Source organism: Marinobacter flavimaris, assembly GCF_002933295.1.
In the GTDB taxonomy this organism is placed as follows: Bacteria; Pseudomonadota; Gammaproteobacteria; order Pseudomonadales; family Oleiphilaceae; genus Marinobacter; species Marinobacter flavimaris.
Genome location: NZ_PSSW01000012.1, coordinates 39,299 through 53,074 on the forward strand (window position 1 = coordinate 39,299; position 13,776 = coordinate 53,074).

Here is a 13,776-nt window from a genome sequence, read left to right on the forward strand (position 1 = left end):
ATGTCTGCCAGAGAGACGCCGGTCAAAGAGGTTCACGTTGCTGTGGCGGTCATCGTCCGTGATGGCCGGGTGCTGATCGCCCGACGGCCAGACCACGTTCACCAGGGGGGCTTACTGGAGTTTCCCGGTGGCAAGGTGGAGCCTGGCGAGACGGTTCAGGCGGCGCTTGTGCGCGAAATTGCCGAGGAAACCGGTCTTCACGTGCCGGCGGGTTCCCTGGAGCCTGTTATCGGTATTCGGCACGATTATGGCGACAAGCGGGTTTTCCTGGACGTCTGGGAAACCAGCGCTGCCGAGGGCGAAGCAAGGGGATGTGAGGGGCAGCCCGTGGAATGGCTGACCCCGGAGCAGCTTCGGGATGAGGATTTCCCCGCCGCCAACCGGCCGATCATTCGCGCTCTGCGTCTGCCCCGGCAGTTGGCAATCACCGGTTCCGAGAATGGCCTGGAGCCAGCCCTTGCGCACCTGCAGGAGGGGCTGAGCGCCGCTCGACCACCGCTGGTACTGCTCCGGGCTCCGGCGTTGAGTCCGCTGGCCTATCGGGAGTTGGCGGCGAACGCGTTGCCGGTTTGTGAAAAGACCGGAGCTACACTGATTGTGCACGGTGGACCGGAGGTATTCCGCGCCATACCCGGCGCCCATGGGCTGCACCTGCCCTGGCGCGAGGCGGCCAAGCTCTCGGCCAGACCGGTTCCGGAAGATGTCTGGCTGGGGGTTTCCTGCCATGACAGGCAGGAAATCGATCATGCGACGGCTATCGGAGCGGACTATGTGACCCTGGGGCCAGTCCAGCCGACCGAAAGCCATCCGGGTGCGCCGACCCTGGGATGGTCGGTCTTTGCCGACCTGGTGTCGGAAGCGGTGCTTCCGGTATTTGCCCTGGGCGGTTTGTCGCCCGGCGATCTCCGCGAGGCTCGCCAGCGGGGCGGTCAGGGCATCGCCGGTATCCGCTTCTGGTGGCCCCAAAGCTGACACTTGTCAGCGACGCCGTGGCCATGTCTGTTATGCTGTCGTTCCTGCATTTTTCACCATCTTGCACAACCGATTCCGGGAGAGACCGTGAGTAAACTGACCCATCTCGACGACAAGGGCGAAGCCCGCATGGTGGACGTGACCGACAAGGCGGCCACCGAACGCGAGGCCCGCGCTGAAGCTACCATCCGCATGGCGCCGGAAACCCTGAACATGATTATTGAGGGTGAGCATCCCAAAGGGGATGTCCTGGCTGTTGCCCGCATCGCCGGTATCATGGCCGCAAAGAAAACCCATGATCTGATTCCCTTGTGTCATGCGCTGAACCTGACGTCTGTAAAAGTTGAACTGACTCCGGGCGACGACGGGGCATCTGTACATATTCTGACCCGCTGCAAACTTTCCGGCCAGACCGGTGTCGAGATGGAGGCGTTAACCGCGGCAAGCGTGGCGGCACTGACGCTATACGACATGTGCAAGGCGGTCGATCGTGGCATGGAGATTGATTCCGTGCGTCTGCTGGAGAAGAAAGGCGGCCGCAGTGGCCACTGGGTCGCCGATAAAGCCTGATCTGGCGGACCGCCGCGCTCGTAAGTGTTGGTTACCAAGACCACTCCGGAGGAGCGACAGTGCCGAGACTACGCCAAGCGGGCGGGCCCGTGATAGAATGCGCGGCCCGATTGACTGAACCACGAGGAAACACTGTGGCTGTTCGTTACATCCAGACCTGCCGGTTGCCGACCCCGTTCGGGGTATTTGATATGCACGGCTTTGAAGAACCGGACACCGGAAAGGAACACGTCGCCCTGACTCTCGGCGACCTGGATAGCGACGAACCCATGCTGGCCCGCACGCATTCCGAATGTCTGACCGGCGACGCCCTCTATAGCATGCGGTGTGATTGCGGCTACCAGCTGGAAGAGGCGCTGCGCAGCATTGCCCGGGAAGGTCGGGGTATCCTCATGTATCTGCGTCAGGAGGGTCGGGGAATCGGCCTGTTGAACAAGATCCGCGCCTACCATCTGCAGGATCAGGGCGCGGATACGGTAGAGGCCAACGAGCGTCTGGGTTTCGCGGCCGATCTTCGTGACTACAGCATGTGCAAGGACATGCTGGAGCATCTCGGTATCAGGAGCCTGAGGCTGATGACCAATAATCCCCGCAAGGTCAAAGCGCTCTCCTCCTACGGCATCGACATTACGGAAAGGGTACCTCTGCACGTGGGCCGCAACCCCCACAATGAACACTACCTCGATACCAAGCAGAGCAAGCTCGGCCACTGGCTGGAGACCCATCAGGACGACGATCCCGAAATCTGAGCTGGGTTTGTCGCCACATACGAAAAAGCCCGCGAACTCCGCGGGCTTTTTGCATTCTCAGGTTTGTGTTCCGTCTATTTGACGGCTTTCAGGTTCTGGTGGCGCAGGGTCTCGATCCGCGTGCGGATAGACGATTCAATACCTGCGGCATCCAGACCACATTCTTCCAGCAGCTCCCCGTGCTTGCCGTGGTCCATAAAGGTATCGGGCAGGCCCAGTTGAAGTACCGGCAAGGTAACCAGGCGGCTGTTCAGGAATTCGGTCACGGCGCTGCCTGCACCACCGGCAATGGCGTTTTCTTCCAGGGTCACCAGCAGTTCATGCTGCTCGGCCAGCTCCAACACCAGTTCTTCATCCAGGGGTTTGACGAAACGCATGTCTGCGACCGTCGCGCCGATGGCTTCTGCAGCCTCCAGAGCAGGCGCCAGCAGGGTGCCAAAGTTGAGGATGGCAACACCTTTGCCGTTGCGAATCCGGCGGCCCTTGCCAATCTCAAGCGGCGTCAGTTCCTGCTGAATTTCGGCACCGGGGCCTGTGCCACGGGGGTAGCGCACCGATGCCGGTCCTTCGTAGAGCATGCCGGTCTGGAGCATCTGGCGGGTTTCATTTTCGTCCGACGGTGTCATCACCACCATGTTCGGCACGCAGCGCAGGTAGCTGATGTCGAAAGCGCCAGCGTGGGTCGGGCCGTCTTCACCGACCAGGCCTGCGCGATCAATCGCGAACAGCACATCCAGGTTCTGGATAGCGACATCGTGAATCAGTTGATCGTACGCCCGCTGCAGGAACGTCGAGTAGATGGCGACCACCGGCTTGGCGCCGTCACAGGCGAGCCCTGCGGCCAGCGTGACTGCGTGCTGTTCGGCGATGGCGACATCGAAGTAGCGTTCCGGGAAGCGCTGTGAGAATGCCAGCAGATCCGAGCCTTCACACATGGCCGGGGTGATGCCCACCACGCGCTGATCCTGTTCGGCGGAATCGCACAGCCACTGCCCGAAGACGTTGGCATATTTGGGCTTCTTCGGTTTCGACTTGACCGGTTCGGGTTTACTGGGTGGAACCGGCTCGATCTTGTTGATGGCGTGATAGCCGATCGGATCGGCTTCGGCCGGGGCAAAACCCTTGCCTTTGGTCGTCACCACATGCAGGAACTGCGGACCTTCAAGTTCGCGGATGTTCTCCAGGGTTTCAACCAGCAGGGGCAGGTCGTGGCCATCGATCGGGCCGATGTAGTTGAACCCCAGTTCCTCGAACAGTGTGCCAGGGGCAATCATGCCCTTGAAGTGTTCCTCGGTCTTCTTGGCCAGCGCCATCAGGTGTGGCGCTCCCTGCAGAACCTTCTTGCTGCTATCGCGAACCTGATTGTAGGTGCGACTGGACAGCAGTTTGGCAAAGTAGTTGGACAGCCCGCCAACGTTCCGGGAAATCGACATGTCATTGTCGTTGAGGATCACCAGCATGTCGGCGTGCAGGTGACCGGCGTGGTTCAGTGCCTCGAACGCCATGCCGGCGGTCATGGCGCCGTCACCAATAACGGCAATGCTCTTTCGACCGGTCTGCTGCAGGCGTGCTGCGATCGCCATGCCCAGCGCTGCGCTGATGGAAGTGCTGGAATGGCCGACGCCAAAGGTGTCGTACTCGCTTTCGGCCCGTTTCGGGAAGCCGGCCAGACCGCCTTTGCGGCGGATGCTTCCCATGGACTCTTTCCGTCCGGTCAGGATCTTGTGGGGGTAGGCCTGATGGCCGACGTCCCACACCAGGCGGTCGCTCGGCGTATCAAAGACGTAGTGAAGGGCGACAGTAAGCTCAAGCACGCCCAGGCCGGCCCCGAAATGACCGCCAGTCTGGCCCACTGACCATAACAGAAAGGCCCTGAGCTCCCGGGCCAGCCGGGTCAGCTGTTCCGGGGCCAGCTCTCTGAGCTGGGCCGGTTCGTCAATCCGGTCCAGAAGCGGCGTATTGGGCCGCTGTGACGGGATTTCCTTGAAAATATAAGTGTCCTGCATCTGCTCGGGTCTTTTCCGGTACGTTCAGTAACTGACTGGCATTATAAGGGAACAGGGGAAGCTTTTTCACACAAAGCGGGCCAGTTGTTACGAAAATATTTACGGCCAGTGTGCGCCTTCGGAGCGCCGGGATTCAATGGGTTCTTGCCACCACGTAATCGGCCATTGCCCGCAGGGGGTCTGCTTCGGGACCAAACGCCTGCAAACTTTGCTGGGCCTGTTCCAGCAGATTGGCCAGGTGCTCCCTGGCGCCTTCCAGGCCAAGCAGGGCGGGGTAGGTGGGTTTGGCGCGGGCGGCATCCGAGCCCTGGGGTTTGCCAATGACCGTTGTATCGCCCTCGATGTCCAGAAGGTCATCCTGAACCTGGAAGGCCAGGCCCAGGGCTTTGGCATACTGGGTCAGGGAAGCCAGGGCGTGTTCGTCGACCGACGGCGCCGTCAGGGCGCCAATTCGCACGCTGGTTTCGATAAGGGCGCCAGTCTTGTGGCGGTGCATGGTTTCAAGTTGCGCCAGGGCCAGGGTTTTGCCGACGGACTCCAGATCGATGGCCTGGCCACCAACCATTCCTCCGTGGCCACTGGCCCGGGCCAGTTCCCGGACCATGATCAGACGCACCGATTCAGACAGTCCCGGCGCTTCGGCAAGCCAGCCAAAAGCCAGTGCCTGCAGGGCATCGCCAGCAAGGATGGCGGTGGCTTCGTCGAAGGCAATGTGGGTAGTGGGCCGTCCGCGGCGCAATTCATCGTCATCCATGGCCGGCAGGTCATCGTGGATCAGCGAGTAGGCGTGGATCAGTTCCACTGAGCAGGCCGGGATCAGGGCCTCGTCACCGGTTTGTCCCATTGCCTTTGCCGCTGCAAGACACAGTGCCGGCCGGATTCGCTTGCCACCGCCCAGCACGCTGTAGCGCATGGCTTCCTGCAGCCGGCCAGAGGCGGAATCACGGGTAATGCACCGGTCCAGTTCCGCATCGACGCGGGCCCGGCAGGTTTCCAGAAAATCAGAGGCAAGCAGGTTCTTTCCGGACATCAGTCAGCATCATCCGGTGAGAACGGGCGGGTTTCCAGGGTGCCGTCGCTGTTCTGGACCAGTTGTTCGACCCGTTGCTCGGCGCTCTTCAACGCCTGCTGGCATTCACGGGTCAGCTTTACACCCCGCTCGAACGCCGTCAGGGACTGTTCCAGGGACAGCTCGCCCTGCTCCAGATCGCGAACCAGCTTTTCCAGTTCATCAAGAGACTTCTCAAAATCAGCTATCGATGTGGCGCCTTGTTCACCGGCCATCAGGGGCCCTCCGATCGGGTGGCAGAATTTCGCGGATTATACCAGAGCCAGATCGCTATCGCCGCCAGTGGAAGTGACGTCGTTCACCGGTCCGGGCATCCGGACCCCAGTTCTGTTCCGTCACCTCGATTTCACCGCTGGCTGAAACGGTCACCACGGTGGTTGCCCGTGTGCCGTAGTCCGAACCCACGATGAATGGCGACGACAGAAAGCGTTCCGTCTCCAGGCCAACGCCTGTATCGGGCAGCATATGGTCTGGCGCGGGCGTGCTGTCCTGGAGCAGCGGAATCAGCTCGTTGTGCAGTGTTGCCGCATCCCGTCCGGCGGCGGCAATGGTATCTCCCGCAGCCTGCCGGAGGCGCAGAAGCTTGGGCCAGGGCGTCTGCAACAGATGATTGCTCAGTCCGTAGACCCCACGGTGGATTTGTCGGCCCGGATGGGCATCCCGATTGCTGAAATACCATCCGTCTGCTGTGGTCAGCTGCACCAGGTTGAAGCCGGAAAACTGGTCGGCGGTGTCGAGCAGATAGCGTTCAAGATGCTCCCGGGAATCAGTGAGTGCCCGCAAAGGCAGTTCACCACGACTGATACGGCCGGTTTCCGGTGCCCCTTCCCGGACGTTGGTCACGGCGCTGACCTCTCCCGCGGTATTAATCGCAAGCCAGGTGCCACCGGAGAGCAAGTCACGGCCGGCAAGCACCCGGGTACCGGATTCGGTGGTCCACCAGTCCATGGCGGCCGTCGGGCGGCGGAAAAATTCATCCCGATTGGCGGCAACCACCAATGGGAAATGAGGGTTCTGGCCAACGGCGAAAGCGATCAGGCACATGGTGTAGGTGTGGGCTCCCGGATTTAATGAAGTTGACTCTTGCGCTGTGTATCATACCAGCCTTGGTTTCCCGGGTGCGGCTCAAACAATGACTCTGTTTTACGTAATAGCTTCTTATCTGGCCCTCGGTGCCCTGGCAGGCACCGTGGCGGGGCTGTTCGGCATTGGTGGCGGGCTGATCATCGTGCCCGTGTTGATGTTCACCTTTGGTCTGCAGGGAATCGATCCGGATATTATTCCCCATCTGGCTGTAGGCACCTCGCTCGCGACCATCGTGTTCACCTCGGTCAGCTCCATTCGCTCCCATAACAAGCACGGCGCCGTGCGTTGGGATCTGTTCCGGCCCATGACGGTCGGGATTATTGGCGGCGCCCTGGTTGGTGCCTGGACGGCATCCCTGATGAGCGGGCGCGCGCTCGAACTGGTCATCGGCATTTTTGTCATTCTGGTAGGGCTGAAAATGTTTTTCCAGGTTGACCCCAAGCCGGGTCGCGACGTTCCCGGGGTGGCAGGCCTCGGCGTCGCCGGTGGTTTTATTGGCTGGGGGTCGGCGATTTTCGGAATCGGCGGGGGAACCCTTACGGTGCCTTACCTGAGCTGGTGTAACGTGCGGATGCAGCAGGCGGTCGGTACATCTGCCGCCTGTGGCCTGCCCATCGCCGTGTCCGGTGCGCTGGGTAACATCTGGACCGGGTGGCATCATCCCGCAGTGCCGGAACTGAGCGCCGGCTTCATTTATCTGCCTGCGCTCATAGGTATCATTCTCACCAGCGTTTTCTTTGCCCGGGTTGGCGCCAATCTGGCCCATCGGCTGAACCCGCAGATTCTCAAGCGTACGTTCTCCATCATGCTCCTGCTGGTGGGTCTCCGTTTTCTCCTGAGCTGAGAGGTAGTTGATGCTGCAGCATCCCCAGATTGATCCGGTGGCCATTGCCATCGGCCCCCTCAAGATCCACTGGTACGGTCTGACTTATCTGTTCGGTTTTCTAGCCGGCTGGTGGCTTGGACGCATTCGCACCCGCAAGCCCTGGTCGCCTATCAACGAAGAGCAGATGGGCGACCTTCTGTTTTACCTGGCCCTGGGGGTCATCCTGGGCGGCCGCTTCGGCTATGTCCTGTTCTACAACTTTGACGCCTTCCTGGCGGACCCGCTCTGGCTGCTGCGGGTCTGGGAAGGGGGCATGTCTTTCCACGGCGGTTTGCTGGGCGTGATGTTTGCCATGTGGTGGTATGGCCGCAAGGTGGGCAGCGGATTCTGGCGCCTGGCCGACTTCGTGGCGCCGCTGGTGCCCCTTGGACTCGGCGCAGGGCGGATCGGCAACTTTATTAACGGCGAGTTGTGGGGCAAGCCCACTGACGTTGCCTGGGGTATGGTGTTTCGAACGGCTCCGGATTCTCTCGCCCGTCATCCCTCCCAGCTTTACCAGTTTGCCCTGGAAGGCGTTGCCCTGTTCGTGATCCTGTGGTGGTTCTCATCCCGGCAGCGCCCGACCATGGCGGTTTCCGGTCTGTTCCTCATTTGCTACGGCGTGTTCCGCTTCCTGGTGGAATTCGTGCGTCAGCCGGATCCGCAGCTGGGCTATCTTGCCTTTGACTGGCTTACCATGGGGCAGGTACTGTCCTTCCCGATGATCGTTGCCGGCGCCGCCCTGATGTTTATTGCCTACCGGAGACAAGCCCGATGAAAGCCTATCTCGACCTTATGCAAGACGTTGTTGATAACGGATTCGACAAGGGAGACCGCACCGGTGTCGGCACCCGGTCGGTGTTTGGCCGTCAGATTCGCTTCAACCTCCAGGAGGGCTTTCCGCTGGTCACTACCAAGAAAGTCCACCTGCGCAGCATCATTTACGAACTGCTCTGGTTCCTGCGGGGCTCCACCGACAACTCCTGGCTGCAGGAACGGAAGGTCTCGATCTGGAACGAGTGGGCATTGGAGAATGGTGACCTTGGGCCTATCTATGGCAAACAGTGGCGAAGCTGGCAGTGCCCCAATGGCGAGGTGGTTGACCAGATCAGCGAAGTGATCGAGCAGATTCGCACCAAACCGAATTCCCGCCGGCTGATCGTGTCCGCCTGGAACCCCGCTGAGCTTCCGGATGAGTCCATCGGTCCCCAGGATAACGTTCGCGAGGGTCGCATGGCGCTGGCACCCTGTCACTGCCTTTTCCAGTTCTACGTGGCCGACGGCAAGCTCTCCTGCCAGCTTTACCAGCGAAGCGCCGATCTGTTCCTGGGCGTACCTTTTAATATTGCCTCGTACGCCTTGCTGACGCACATGATTGCCCAGCAGTGTGATCTGGATGTCGGTGAGTTTGTGCATACCTTCGGCGACTGCCATCTGTACCAGAACCACCTGACCGACGACATCGTCTTCGAGCAGCTGAAACGCGAGCCCCGGGCCCTGCCTAAACTCGTGATCAAGCGCAAGCCCGCGAGCATCTTCGAATACGAGCTGGAAGATTTCGAGTTTGAGGGTTATGACCCCTATCCGGGCATCAAGGCGCCGATTGCCATTTGACCGAACCCCGAAGAGACGAGTACATGAGAAAAGCCCTGATCGTTGCCATGTCCCGTAACCGGGTTATTGGCCGTAACAACAAACTGCCCTGGTATCTTCCGGGTGACCTTCGTTATTTCAAGCAGGCTACCATGGGCAAGCCCATTATCATGGGCAGGAAGACCTGGGACTCCATTGGGCGGCCATTGCCGGGACGGATGAACGTGGTGATCTCGCGCAATGAAGAGTGGGAAGCACCAACCGGAACAGTGGCCGCGAAGTCTTTGCCCGAAGCGCTGGTGAAGGCCGAGGCGCAGGCGGAGCTGGAAGGTGGTGACGAAGTGATGATTATCGGTGGCGGGCAGATCTACGCCGAGGCATTGCCGATGGTTGATCGGATGTACGTCACCCAGGTGCACGCTGAGGTGGACGGCGATGCGTTTTTTCCGGAAGTAAACTGGGATGAGTGGGAAGAAATCGGACGGGAGGATTTCTCCGCGTCCGATAACAACCCTTACGACTACAGTTTCGTGGTCTATCAGCGTCAGGCTTAAGCCTGACGAGGCGGGCGCTTGCCTGCGGGCTTGCCGCCCTTGCCGGGCGGTTTGCCTCGACCACCGGGGCCGCCACGACCCTTCGGGCCACCTTTCTTGAAACCGCCTTTCGGGCCCTTGCGATTCTCGCCCGGACGACCGCCGCCACCTTTACGATCACGGCGGGGAGGTGTTGCCGACACGGTTGGCAAGGCCTCTGGTTGCTCGAGGGGCAGGGAGCCTGGCTGGGCTGCTTCCATCCAGCAGGCGAGGGCGCCGGCTACCATGGCCATGTCCATGTCATTGCGCTCGGCGATTTCGTCCAGCAGCGACATCGTCTTTGCCAACTTCTTGTCTTCCGCAAAGCCCAGCAGTTGGGACTCGAACTGCTGCTCCCTCATTTTCTTGAGCTCAACGGGAGACGGCAACTCGTAAGCTTCCATCGGCGAGTTTGTTGCGCGTTCAAGCGTTCGCAGCCAACTGCGCTCGCGGGGTGTTACCAGCAGGATCGCCTTCCCTTCGCGACCGGCACGACCAGTACGACCGACCCGATGGATGTACGCTTCAGTGTCGTAGGGAACGTCGTAGTTGATGACGTGTGTGATACGGGAAACGTCCAGACCGCGCGCTGCCACGTCTGTGGCAATGATAATGTCTTTCTTCCCGCGCTTCAGGTCTTCAACCGTTTGTTCACGCTGGCGTTGGTTCAGGTCACCGCTCAGGGGCGCGACCGCGTGGCCCCGGGCAGAAAGCTTTTCGGCCAGCATGGTGGTTTCCGCTTTGGTGCGCACAAAAATTATGGCGGCATCAATCGGCTCAACTTCCAGAATGCGGGTCAGGGCATCCAGCTTGCGCTCAGCATAGACCGGCAGAACGAACTGGGAGATACGCTCGACCGTGCGGGTTTCGCTTTCAATGCGAACTTCTGTGGCGTTGCGCAGGTAGGTCTGGGCCACTTTCTTGATCTGCGGCGGCATGGTGGCCGAGAACAATGCCCGTTGGCAGTTCTCCGGGGTCTTCGCCAGGATCGCTTCCACGTCGTCGATAAAGCCCATGCGCAGCATTTCGTCGGCTTCATCAAGAACCAGCGCTTTCAGGCTGTCCAGCTTCAGGGTACCTTTGCGCAGGTGGTCGAGCATCCGGCCCGGTGTGCCCACGATCACCTGGGCACCGCGACGCAGGCCCTTGATCTGGGGATAAAAGTCCTGGCCACCGTAAATGGGCAGAACGTGGAAATTCCGGAACTTGCTGGCATAGGTGGTAAACGCTTCCGCCACCTGGATGGCAAGTTCCCGTGTTGGGGCCAGAACCAGAATCTGGGGATCGGTAACAGAAGCGTCAATCCGGCTCAGCAGGGGCAATGCAAATGCCGCGGTCTTACCGGTTCCGGTCTGGGCAACGCCCAGCAGATGGTTACCGGCCAGCAGCGCGGGGATCGCCTGGGCCTGGATGGGTGACGGGGTTTCGTAGCCAACGGCGGACACAGCTTCAAGTACGGCTGGATCCAGCCCCAGTTCGGCAAAGGACAATTCAGACATTGATTCACTCGGAATTCGGGAGGTAGAGCATTGCCGGGCAATGCATGTTGTGCCGACATTATAGCGGCTTTGTTGCTGCTTTAATACGCAAAACCCCGGCGAGGCTATAGGTAGTTGCCGGGGACAGGCCATTGCGTTGCCATCCGATCTTGGGCACTCTTCGTAGCTTTCCCGATAGGTTGCTAACAGGAACTCGAAATGACCTTTGACGAATTATTGCGGGCGGCCCGTGGCAGTGAGGAGCTGGCCATGCCCGAGAGCTGGTCCCAGTGCAGAGCCACCTTTGGCGGTCTCACGGCAGCGTTGATGTTTGAGCGCATGGAAAAGCTTGTCGCCGAGGGCCGTGCGATGAGGTCATTGCAAGTATCATTCGTGGGGCCGGTGGAGCCGGAAGTCCCCGCCAGTTTCGAGGCCGAGATTCTGCGTGAGGGAAAAGCGGTCAGTCAGGTACAGGGCCGCATTGTCCAGAAGGGTGAACCCCGGCTGGTCTGCCTAGCCAGCTTTGGCGGAGACCGGGACTCGCAGGTGCAGGTGGATGCCCTGCCAGCGCCCGAGGCAAACCCGGTCAGCCAGTGCCCGGGGCTGGACTACATCGAGGGTGTTACCCCGGAATTCATTCGGCAGATTGAGATGCGCTGGGCCTTCGGTAACCTGCCGTTCAGCGGCAAGGGGGGTCGGGAGCTCGGCGGCTGGGTGCAGTTCCGGACACCGCCGGAAACGTTCTCTGATGCCCACATTATTGCTCTGGTGGACGCCTGGCCACCGGCGGTTCTGCCCTATGTAAAACAGCGGGTGAGGACCAGTTCCCTGAGCTGGGCGCTGGATATTGTACATCCGAGGCCGGTTATGGAGCCGGGTGACTGGCTCCTGTACAAGGTTTCCATTGATCAGGCGGGTGCCGGTTATGGTCACACCCAGGCCGGAATCTGGACCGCCAGAGGCGAGCTCGTGGCGCTGAGTCGCCAGACGGTAACGGTCTTCGGTTGACGGAAATGGCGGCTCAGGCCGCCATTTCCGATTTCAGAGCATCGATGATGATACGGGCGAAATCTTCCGGTGAATCTTCCTGGAGAAAGTGCCCGCCTCTGAGTGTGATATGAGGTTGTCCGTGGGCACCGGGAATCCGGCGCTGCATGTGCCTGTCGCCGCCCCGGGTAATCGGGTCGCCACTGCTGAAGCAGGTGATGAAGGGCTTCTTCCACTTCTCCAGGACCTGCCAGGCCGCCTTGTTGGCGTCGCTGTCCGGTGTATCCGGTTCCGTCGGAACCAGTTTTGGAAACGCCCTGGCTCCGGCCTTGAACTCTGCTGACGGGAATGGGGCTTCGTAAGCGGCAATTTCAGCTTTGCTCAGGGTGCGATCGGTGCCCAGTTGCACGATACGACCGACCGGGAACCAGGGGCTATGGGTGGCAAATGCCTTCCACATGGAAAATACCGCTGGAACAGGCGTTTCGCCGGTCGGAAGCATGCCGTTTCCGACGATGATTCGGCTGAATCGCTGACGGTGTTCCGCGGCCAGTCGCAGGCCCAGCAACGATCCCCAGTTCTGGCACACAAGGGTGATATTGGTCAGGTTGAGCTGTTCAAGCCAACTGGCCAGCCACGTGAGATGGCGGCCGTAACTGTAGTCTGTAACCGACGCCGGCTTGTCGGATTTGCCGAAGCCGATCAGATCCGGGGCCAACACCCGGTGACCGGCCTCGGCCACCAGAGGGATCATGTGCCGGTACAGGTAGGACCAGGATGGTTCGCCGTGGAGCATGAGAACCGGCGAGGCGTTTCTAGGGCCTTCGTCAACGTAGTGCATCCGGAGACCCGGTTCTACGTCAAGATGGTTTGGAGCAAAGGGGTAATCCGGAAGACCTGCGAAGCGGGCTTCATCGGTTCTCAGAATACGCATGCCATCGACTGTCCTGACTGATTGGTTGCGTGATTGCCGGGCGGCATCCGGTGCTAATAGTGCCCTACTACAATCGTCGAAGATCAGGATAAAGCAGATGGAAATTTTGTGTGTTTGAGTTGCGTAACAGAGCGTTGTGGCTTTGAATCAGGACGCAATGCCAAACAGGCGTTCGGGGTTGTCAACGCGGGCCAGAGCGTTATCGCAACAATTGACGGCGCCGCAATCGTCTGCTGAGCAAAGGCCAATGGTCTGGCACTCCATGTTCTGGTGCTGGTCGCCCTCATTCCGGAAAATCCGGGCCCTGGAGAGAATCGAGTGGCAGTGGCCACAAAGGAGTGTGGGAACCGCGCTGCCTTCAGCAAGAAGTGCTGTGTATTGATGTTGTTCAGTCATAAATATCCTCCTGATACTGCCCAACATATGGGCCAAGTATGACATTTCAAAGTCGGGATGCCGGTGTTATACGGCTTAACTGTCAGGATCGACCAGTGGCCGACGGTTGGAGCGCTTGTCATCCCAGTCAAGTTCCTTGGGGTCATACCAGCCGATTGCCCCCAGCACTCTCTCCCGAGTCTGTGGCGACAGGGTAGGCCACAGCTCCTGGAAGTCCTCGAGGCCGAGCTCCCTCTGCTTCATCTGCTTGCTCTGGAGCCGGTTGATAATGCGTGGTAGCTGCAGGGCCTCGCCTAGCTGACCCGGCACCATGACTTCCTGACCCATCACTTTGCGCCGGTGCGTTCGGGCGGCCAGAACCTTGCGCAACTCGGTGGCCGCATCCAGGGCTGTTTCGATGGTGAAGGTTTCCAGTTCCAACAACATGACCTGTCTATTAGTTGATCAACAACCGTCCACTATAACCCGAAGACAGCTACAGTGGCCACGCCAGCGTGGT

The 13,776-nt window shown here is 60.1% G+C and carries 16 protein-coding genes; 8 read left to right on the forward strand and 8 right to left on the reverse strand.

The features are described 5' to 3' along the window. The 3 genes from MDHKLMBL_RS18165 to ribA all read left to right on the forward strand — a co-directional run bounded on the left by MDHKLMBL_RS18165 (position 1) and on the right by ribA (position 2,291). Entirely contained in the window at positions 1-972 is a 972-nt protein-coding gene (locus tag MDHKLMBL_RS18165) for a Nudix family hydrolase (protein ID WP_014576113.1), read from the forward strand. Positions 973-1,059: 87 nt separating this feature from the next. After that, complete coding sequence (moaC, locus tag MDHKLMBL_RS18170) at positions 1,060-1,542, forward strand: cyclic pyranopterin monophosphate synthase MoaC (RefSeq protein ID WP_008176486.1); 483 nt, start codon at positions 1,060-1,062, stop codon at positions 1,540-1,542. Between the two features lie 134 nt (positions 1,543-1,676). Next, a complete protein-coding gene (ribA, locus tag MDHKLMBL_RS18175; RefSeq protein ID WP_008176485.1) occupies positions 1,677-2,291 on the forward strand; it encodes a GTP cyclohydrolase II in 615 nt (204 codons plus the stop codon). Positions 2,292-2,365: 74 nt separating this feature from the next. Here ribA and dxs read toward each other — a convergent pair whose 3' ends face one another. The 4 genes from dxs to MDHKLMBL_RS18195 form a co-directional block, all read right to left on the reverse strand. After that, positions 2,366-4,297 carry a 1-deoxy-D-xylulose-5-phosphate synthase gene (dxs, locus tag MDHKLMBL_RS18180; protein ID WP_008176482.1) on the reverse strand — a complete coding sequence of 644 codons (1,932 nt, stop codon included), beginning with the start codon at positions 4,295-4,297 and terminating at the stop codon, positions 2,366-2,368. Between the two features lie 133 nt (positions 4,298-4,430). Continuing rightward, entirely contained in the window at positions 4,431-5,327 is an 897-nt protein-coding gene (locus MDHKLMBL_RS18185) for a polyprenyl synthetase family protein (protein ID WP_104271822.1), read from the reverse strand. Beyond that, a complete protein-coding gene (locus MDHKLMBL_RS18190) occupies positions 5,327-5,581 on the reverse strand; it encodes an exodeoxyribonuclease VII small subunit (protein ID WP_008176478.1) in 255 nt (84 codons plus the stop codon). Before MDHKLMBL_RS18190 ends, MDHKLMBL_RS18185 begins: the two co-directional genes overlap by 1 nt. Positions 5,582-5,636: 55 nt before the next feature. After that, positions 5,637-6,410, reverse strand: a complete 774-nt coding sequence (locus MDHKLMBL_RS18195) for an NRDE family protein (protein WP_104271824.1) — start codon at positions 6,408-6,410, stop codon at positions 5,637-5,639. Positions 6,411-6,498: 88 nt separating this feature from the next. Here MDHKLMBL_RS18195 and MDHKLMBL_RS18200 point away from each other — a divergent pair, with 88 nt between their 5' ends. Genes MDHKLMBL_RS18200 through MDHKLMBL_RS18215 form a run of 4 tightly spaced genes read left to right on the forward strand, consistent with a single transcriptional unit; the run spans position 6,499 to position 9,464 of the window. Further along, positions 6,499-7,296, forward strand: coding sequence for a sulfite exporter TauE/SafE family protein (locus MDHKLMBL_RS18200; RefSeq protein ID WP_041646103.1), 798 nt, complete (start codon positions 6,499-6,501; stop codon positions 7,294-7,296). Positions 7,297-7,306: 10 nt separating this feature from the next. Beyond that, the gene (gene lgt, locus MDHKLMBL_RS18205; protein WP_008176473.1) at positions 7,307-8,095 is read left to right on the forward strand and encodes a prolipoprotein diacylglyceryl transferase; all 789 of its coding nucleotides are present in this window, start codon (positions 7,307-7,309) and stop codon (positions 8,093-8,095) included. Further along, positions 8,092-8,931 (forward strand): thymidylate synthase, encoded by an 840-nt coding sequence (locus MDHKLMBL_RS18210; RefSeq protein WP_092030347.1) that lies wholly within the window; start codon positions 8,092-8,094, stop codon positions 8,929-8,931. Before lgt ends, MDHKLMBL_RS18210 begins: the two co-directional genes overlap by 4 nt. 23 nt (positions 8,932-8,954) lie before the next feature. Then, positions 8,955-9,464: a dihydrofolate reductase gene (locus MDHKLMBL_RS18215; RefSeq protein ID WP_092030345.1), complete on the forward strand. Its 510-nt coding sequence runs from the start codon at positions 8,955-8,957 to the stop codon at positions 9,462-9,464. Here MDHKLMBL_RS18215 and MDHKLMBL_RS18220 read toward each other — a convergent pair. Further along, complete coding sequence (locus MDHKLMBL_RS18220) at positions 9,461-10,981, reverse strand: DEAD/DEAH box helicase (RefSeq protein ID WP_104271826.1); 1,521 nt, start codon at positions 10,979-10,981, stop codon at positions 9,461-9,463. The genes MDHKLMBL_RS18215 and MDHKLMBL_RS18220 overlap by 4 nt on opposite strands. Positions 10,982-11,179: 198 nt before the next feature. Here MDHKLMBL_RS18220 and MDHKLMBL_RS18225 point away from each other — a divergent pair, with 198 nt between their 5' ends. Beyond that, positions 11,180-11,968 (forward strand): acyl-CoA thioesterase, encoded by a 789-nt coding sequence (locus MDHKLMBL_RS18225; RefSeq protein WP_104271829.1) that lies wholly within the window; start codon positions 11,180-11,182, stop codon positions 11,966-11,968. Positions 11,969-11,981: 13 nt separating this feature from the next. Here the strand turns inward: MDHKLMBL_RS18225 and MDHKLMBL_RS18230 are convergent, their stop codons facing one another. From MDHKLMBL_RS18230 to MDHKLMBL_RS18240, 3 genes are all read right to left on the reverse strand, one after another. Continuing rightward, positions 11,982-12,881 carry a haloalkane dehalogenase gene (locus MDHKLMBL_RS18230; RefSeq protein WP_008176462.1) on the reverse strand — a complete coding sequence of 300 codons (900 nt, stop codon included), beginning with the start codon at positions 12,879-12,881 and terminating at the stop codon, positions 11,982-11,984. Positions 12,882-13,028: 147 nt separating this feature from the next. Continuing rightward, positions 13,029-13,277 carry a hypothetical protein gene (locus MDHKLMBL_RS18235; RefSeq protein ID WP_104271832.1) on the reverse strand — a complete coding sequence of 83 codons (249 nt, stop codon included), beginning with the start codon at positions 13,275-13,277 and terminating at the stop codon, positions 13,029-13,031. A gap of 75 nt (positions 13,278-13,352) precedes the next feature. Then, the gene (locus MDHKLMBL_RS18240) at positions 13,353-13,703 is read right to left on the reverse strand and encodes a hypothetical protein (RefSeq protein WP_008176458.1); all 351 of its coding nucleotides are present in this window, start codon (positions 13,701-13,703) and stop codon (positions 13,353-13,355) included. Between the last annotated feature and the right edge of the window lie 73 nt (positions 13,704-13,776).

Bases quoted from the DNA above. Each gene is read 5' to 3' on its own strand.
- MDHKLMBL_RS18165 (WP_014576113.1), top strand. From the start codon at position 1: ATGTCTGCCAGAGAGACGCCGGTCAAAGAGGTTCACGTTGCTGTGGCG.
- dxs (WP_008176482.1), bottom strand. From the start codon at position 4,297: ATGCAGGACACTTATATTTTCAAGGAAATCCCGTCACAGCGGCCCAAT.
- MDHKLMBL_RS18185 (WP_104271822.1), bottom strand. From the start codon at position 5,327: ATGTCCGGAAAGAACCTGCTTGCCTCTGATTTTCTGGAAACCTGCCGG.
- MDHKLMBL_RS18190 (WP_008176478.1), bottom strand. From the start codon at position 5,581: ATGGCCGGTGAACAAGGCGCCACATCGATAGCTGATTTTGAGAAGTCT.
- MDHKLMBL_RS18195 (WP_104271824.1), bottom strand. From the start codon at position 6,410: ATGTGCCTGATCGCTTTCGCCGTTGGCCAGAACCCTCATTTCCCATTG.
- MDHKLMBL_RS18200 (WP_041646103.1), top strand. From the start codon at position 6,499: ATGACTCTGTTTTACGTAATAGCTTCTTATCTGGCCCTCGGTGCCCTG.
- lgt (WP_008176473.1), top strand. From the start codon at position 7,307: ATGCTGCAGCATCCCCAGATTGATCCGGTGGCCATTGCCATCGGCCCC.
- MDHKLMBL_RS18210 (WP_092030347.1), top strand. From the start codon at position 8,092: ATGAAAGCCTATCTCGACCTTATGCAAGACGTTGTTGATAACGGATTC.
- MDHKLMBL_RS18215 (WP_092030345.1), top strand. From the start codon at position 8,955: ATGAGAAAAGCCCTGATCGTTGCCATGTCCCGTAACCGGGTTATTGGC.
- MDHKLMBL_RS18220 (WP_104271826.1), bottom strand. From the start codon at position 10,981: ATGTCTGAATTGTCCTTTGCCGAACTGGGGCTGGATCCAGCCGTACTT.
- MDHKLMBL_RS18225 (WP_104271829.1), top strand. From the start codon at position 11,180: ATGACCTTTGACGAATTATTGCGGGCGGCCCGTGGCAGTGAGGAGCTG.
- MDHKLMBL_RS18230 (WP_008176462.1), bottom strand. From the start codon at position 12,881: ATGCGTATTCTGAGAACCGATGAAGCCCGCTTCGCAGGTCTTCCGGAT.
- MDHKLMBL_RS18235 (WP_104271832.1), bottom strand. From the start codon at position 13,277: ATGACTGAACAACATCAATACACAGCACTTCTTGCTGAAGGCAGCGCG.
- MDHKLMBL_RS18240 (WP_008176458.1), bottom strand. From the start codon at position 13,703: ATGTTGTTGGAACTGGAAACCTTCACCATCGAAACAGCCCTGGATGCG.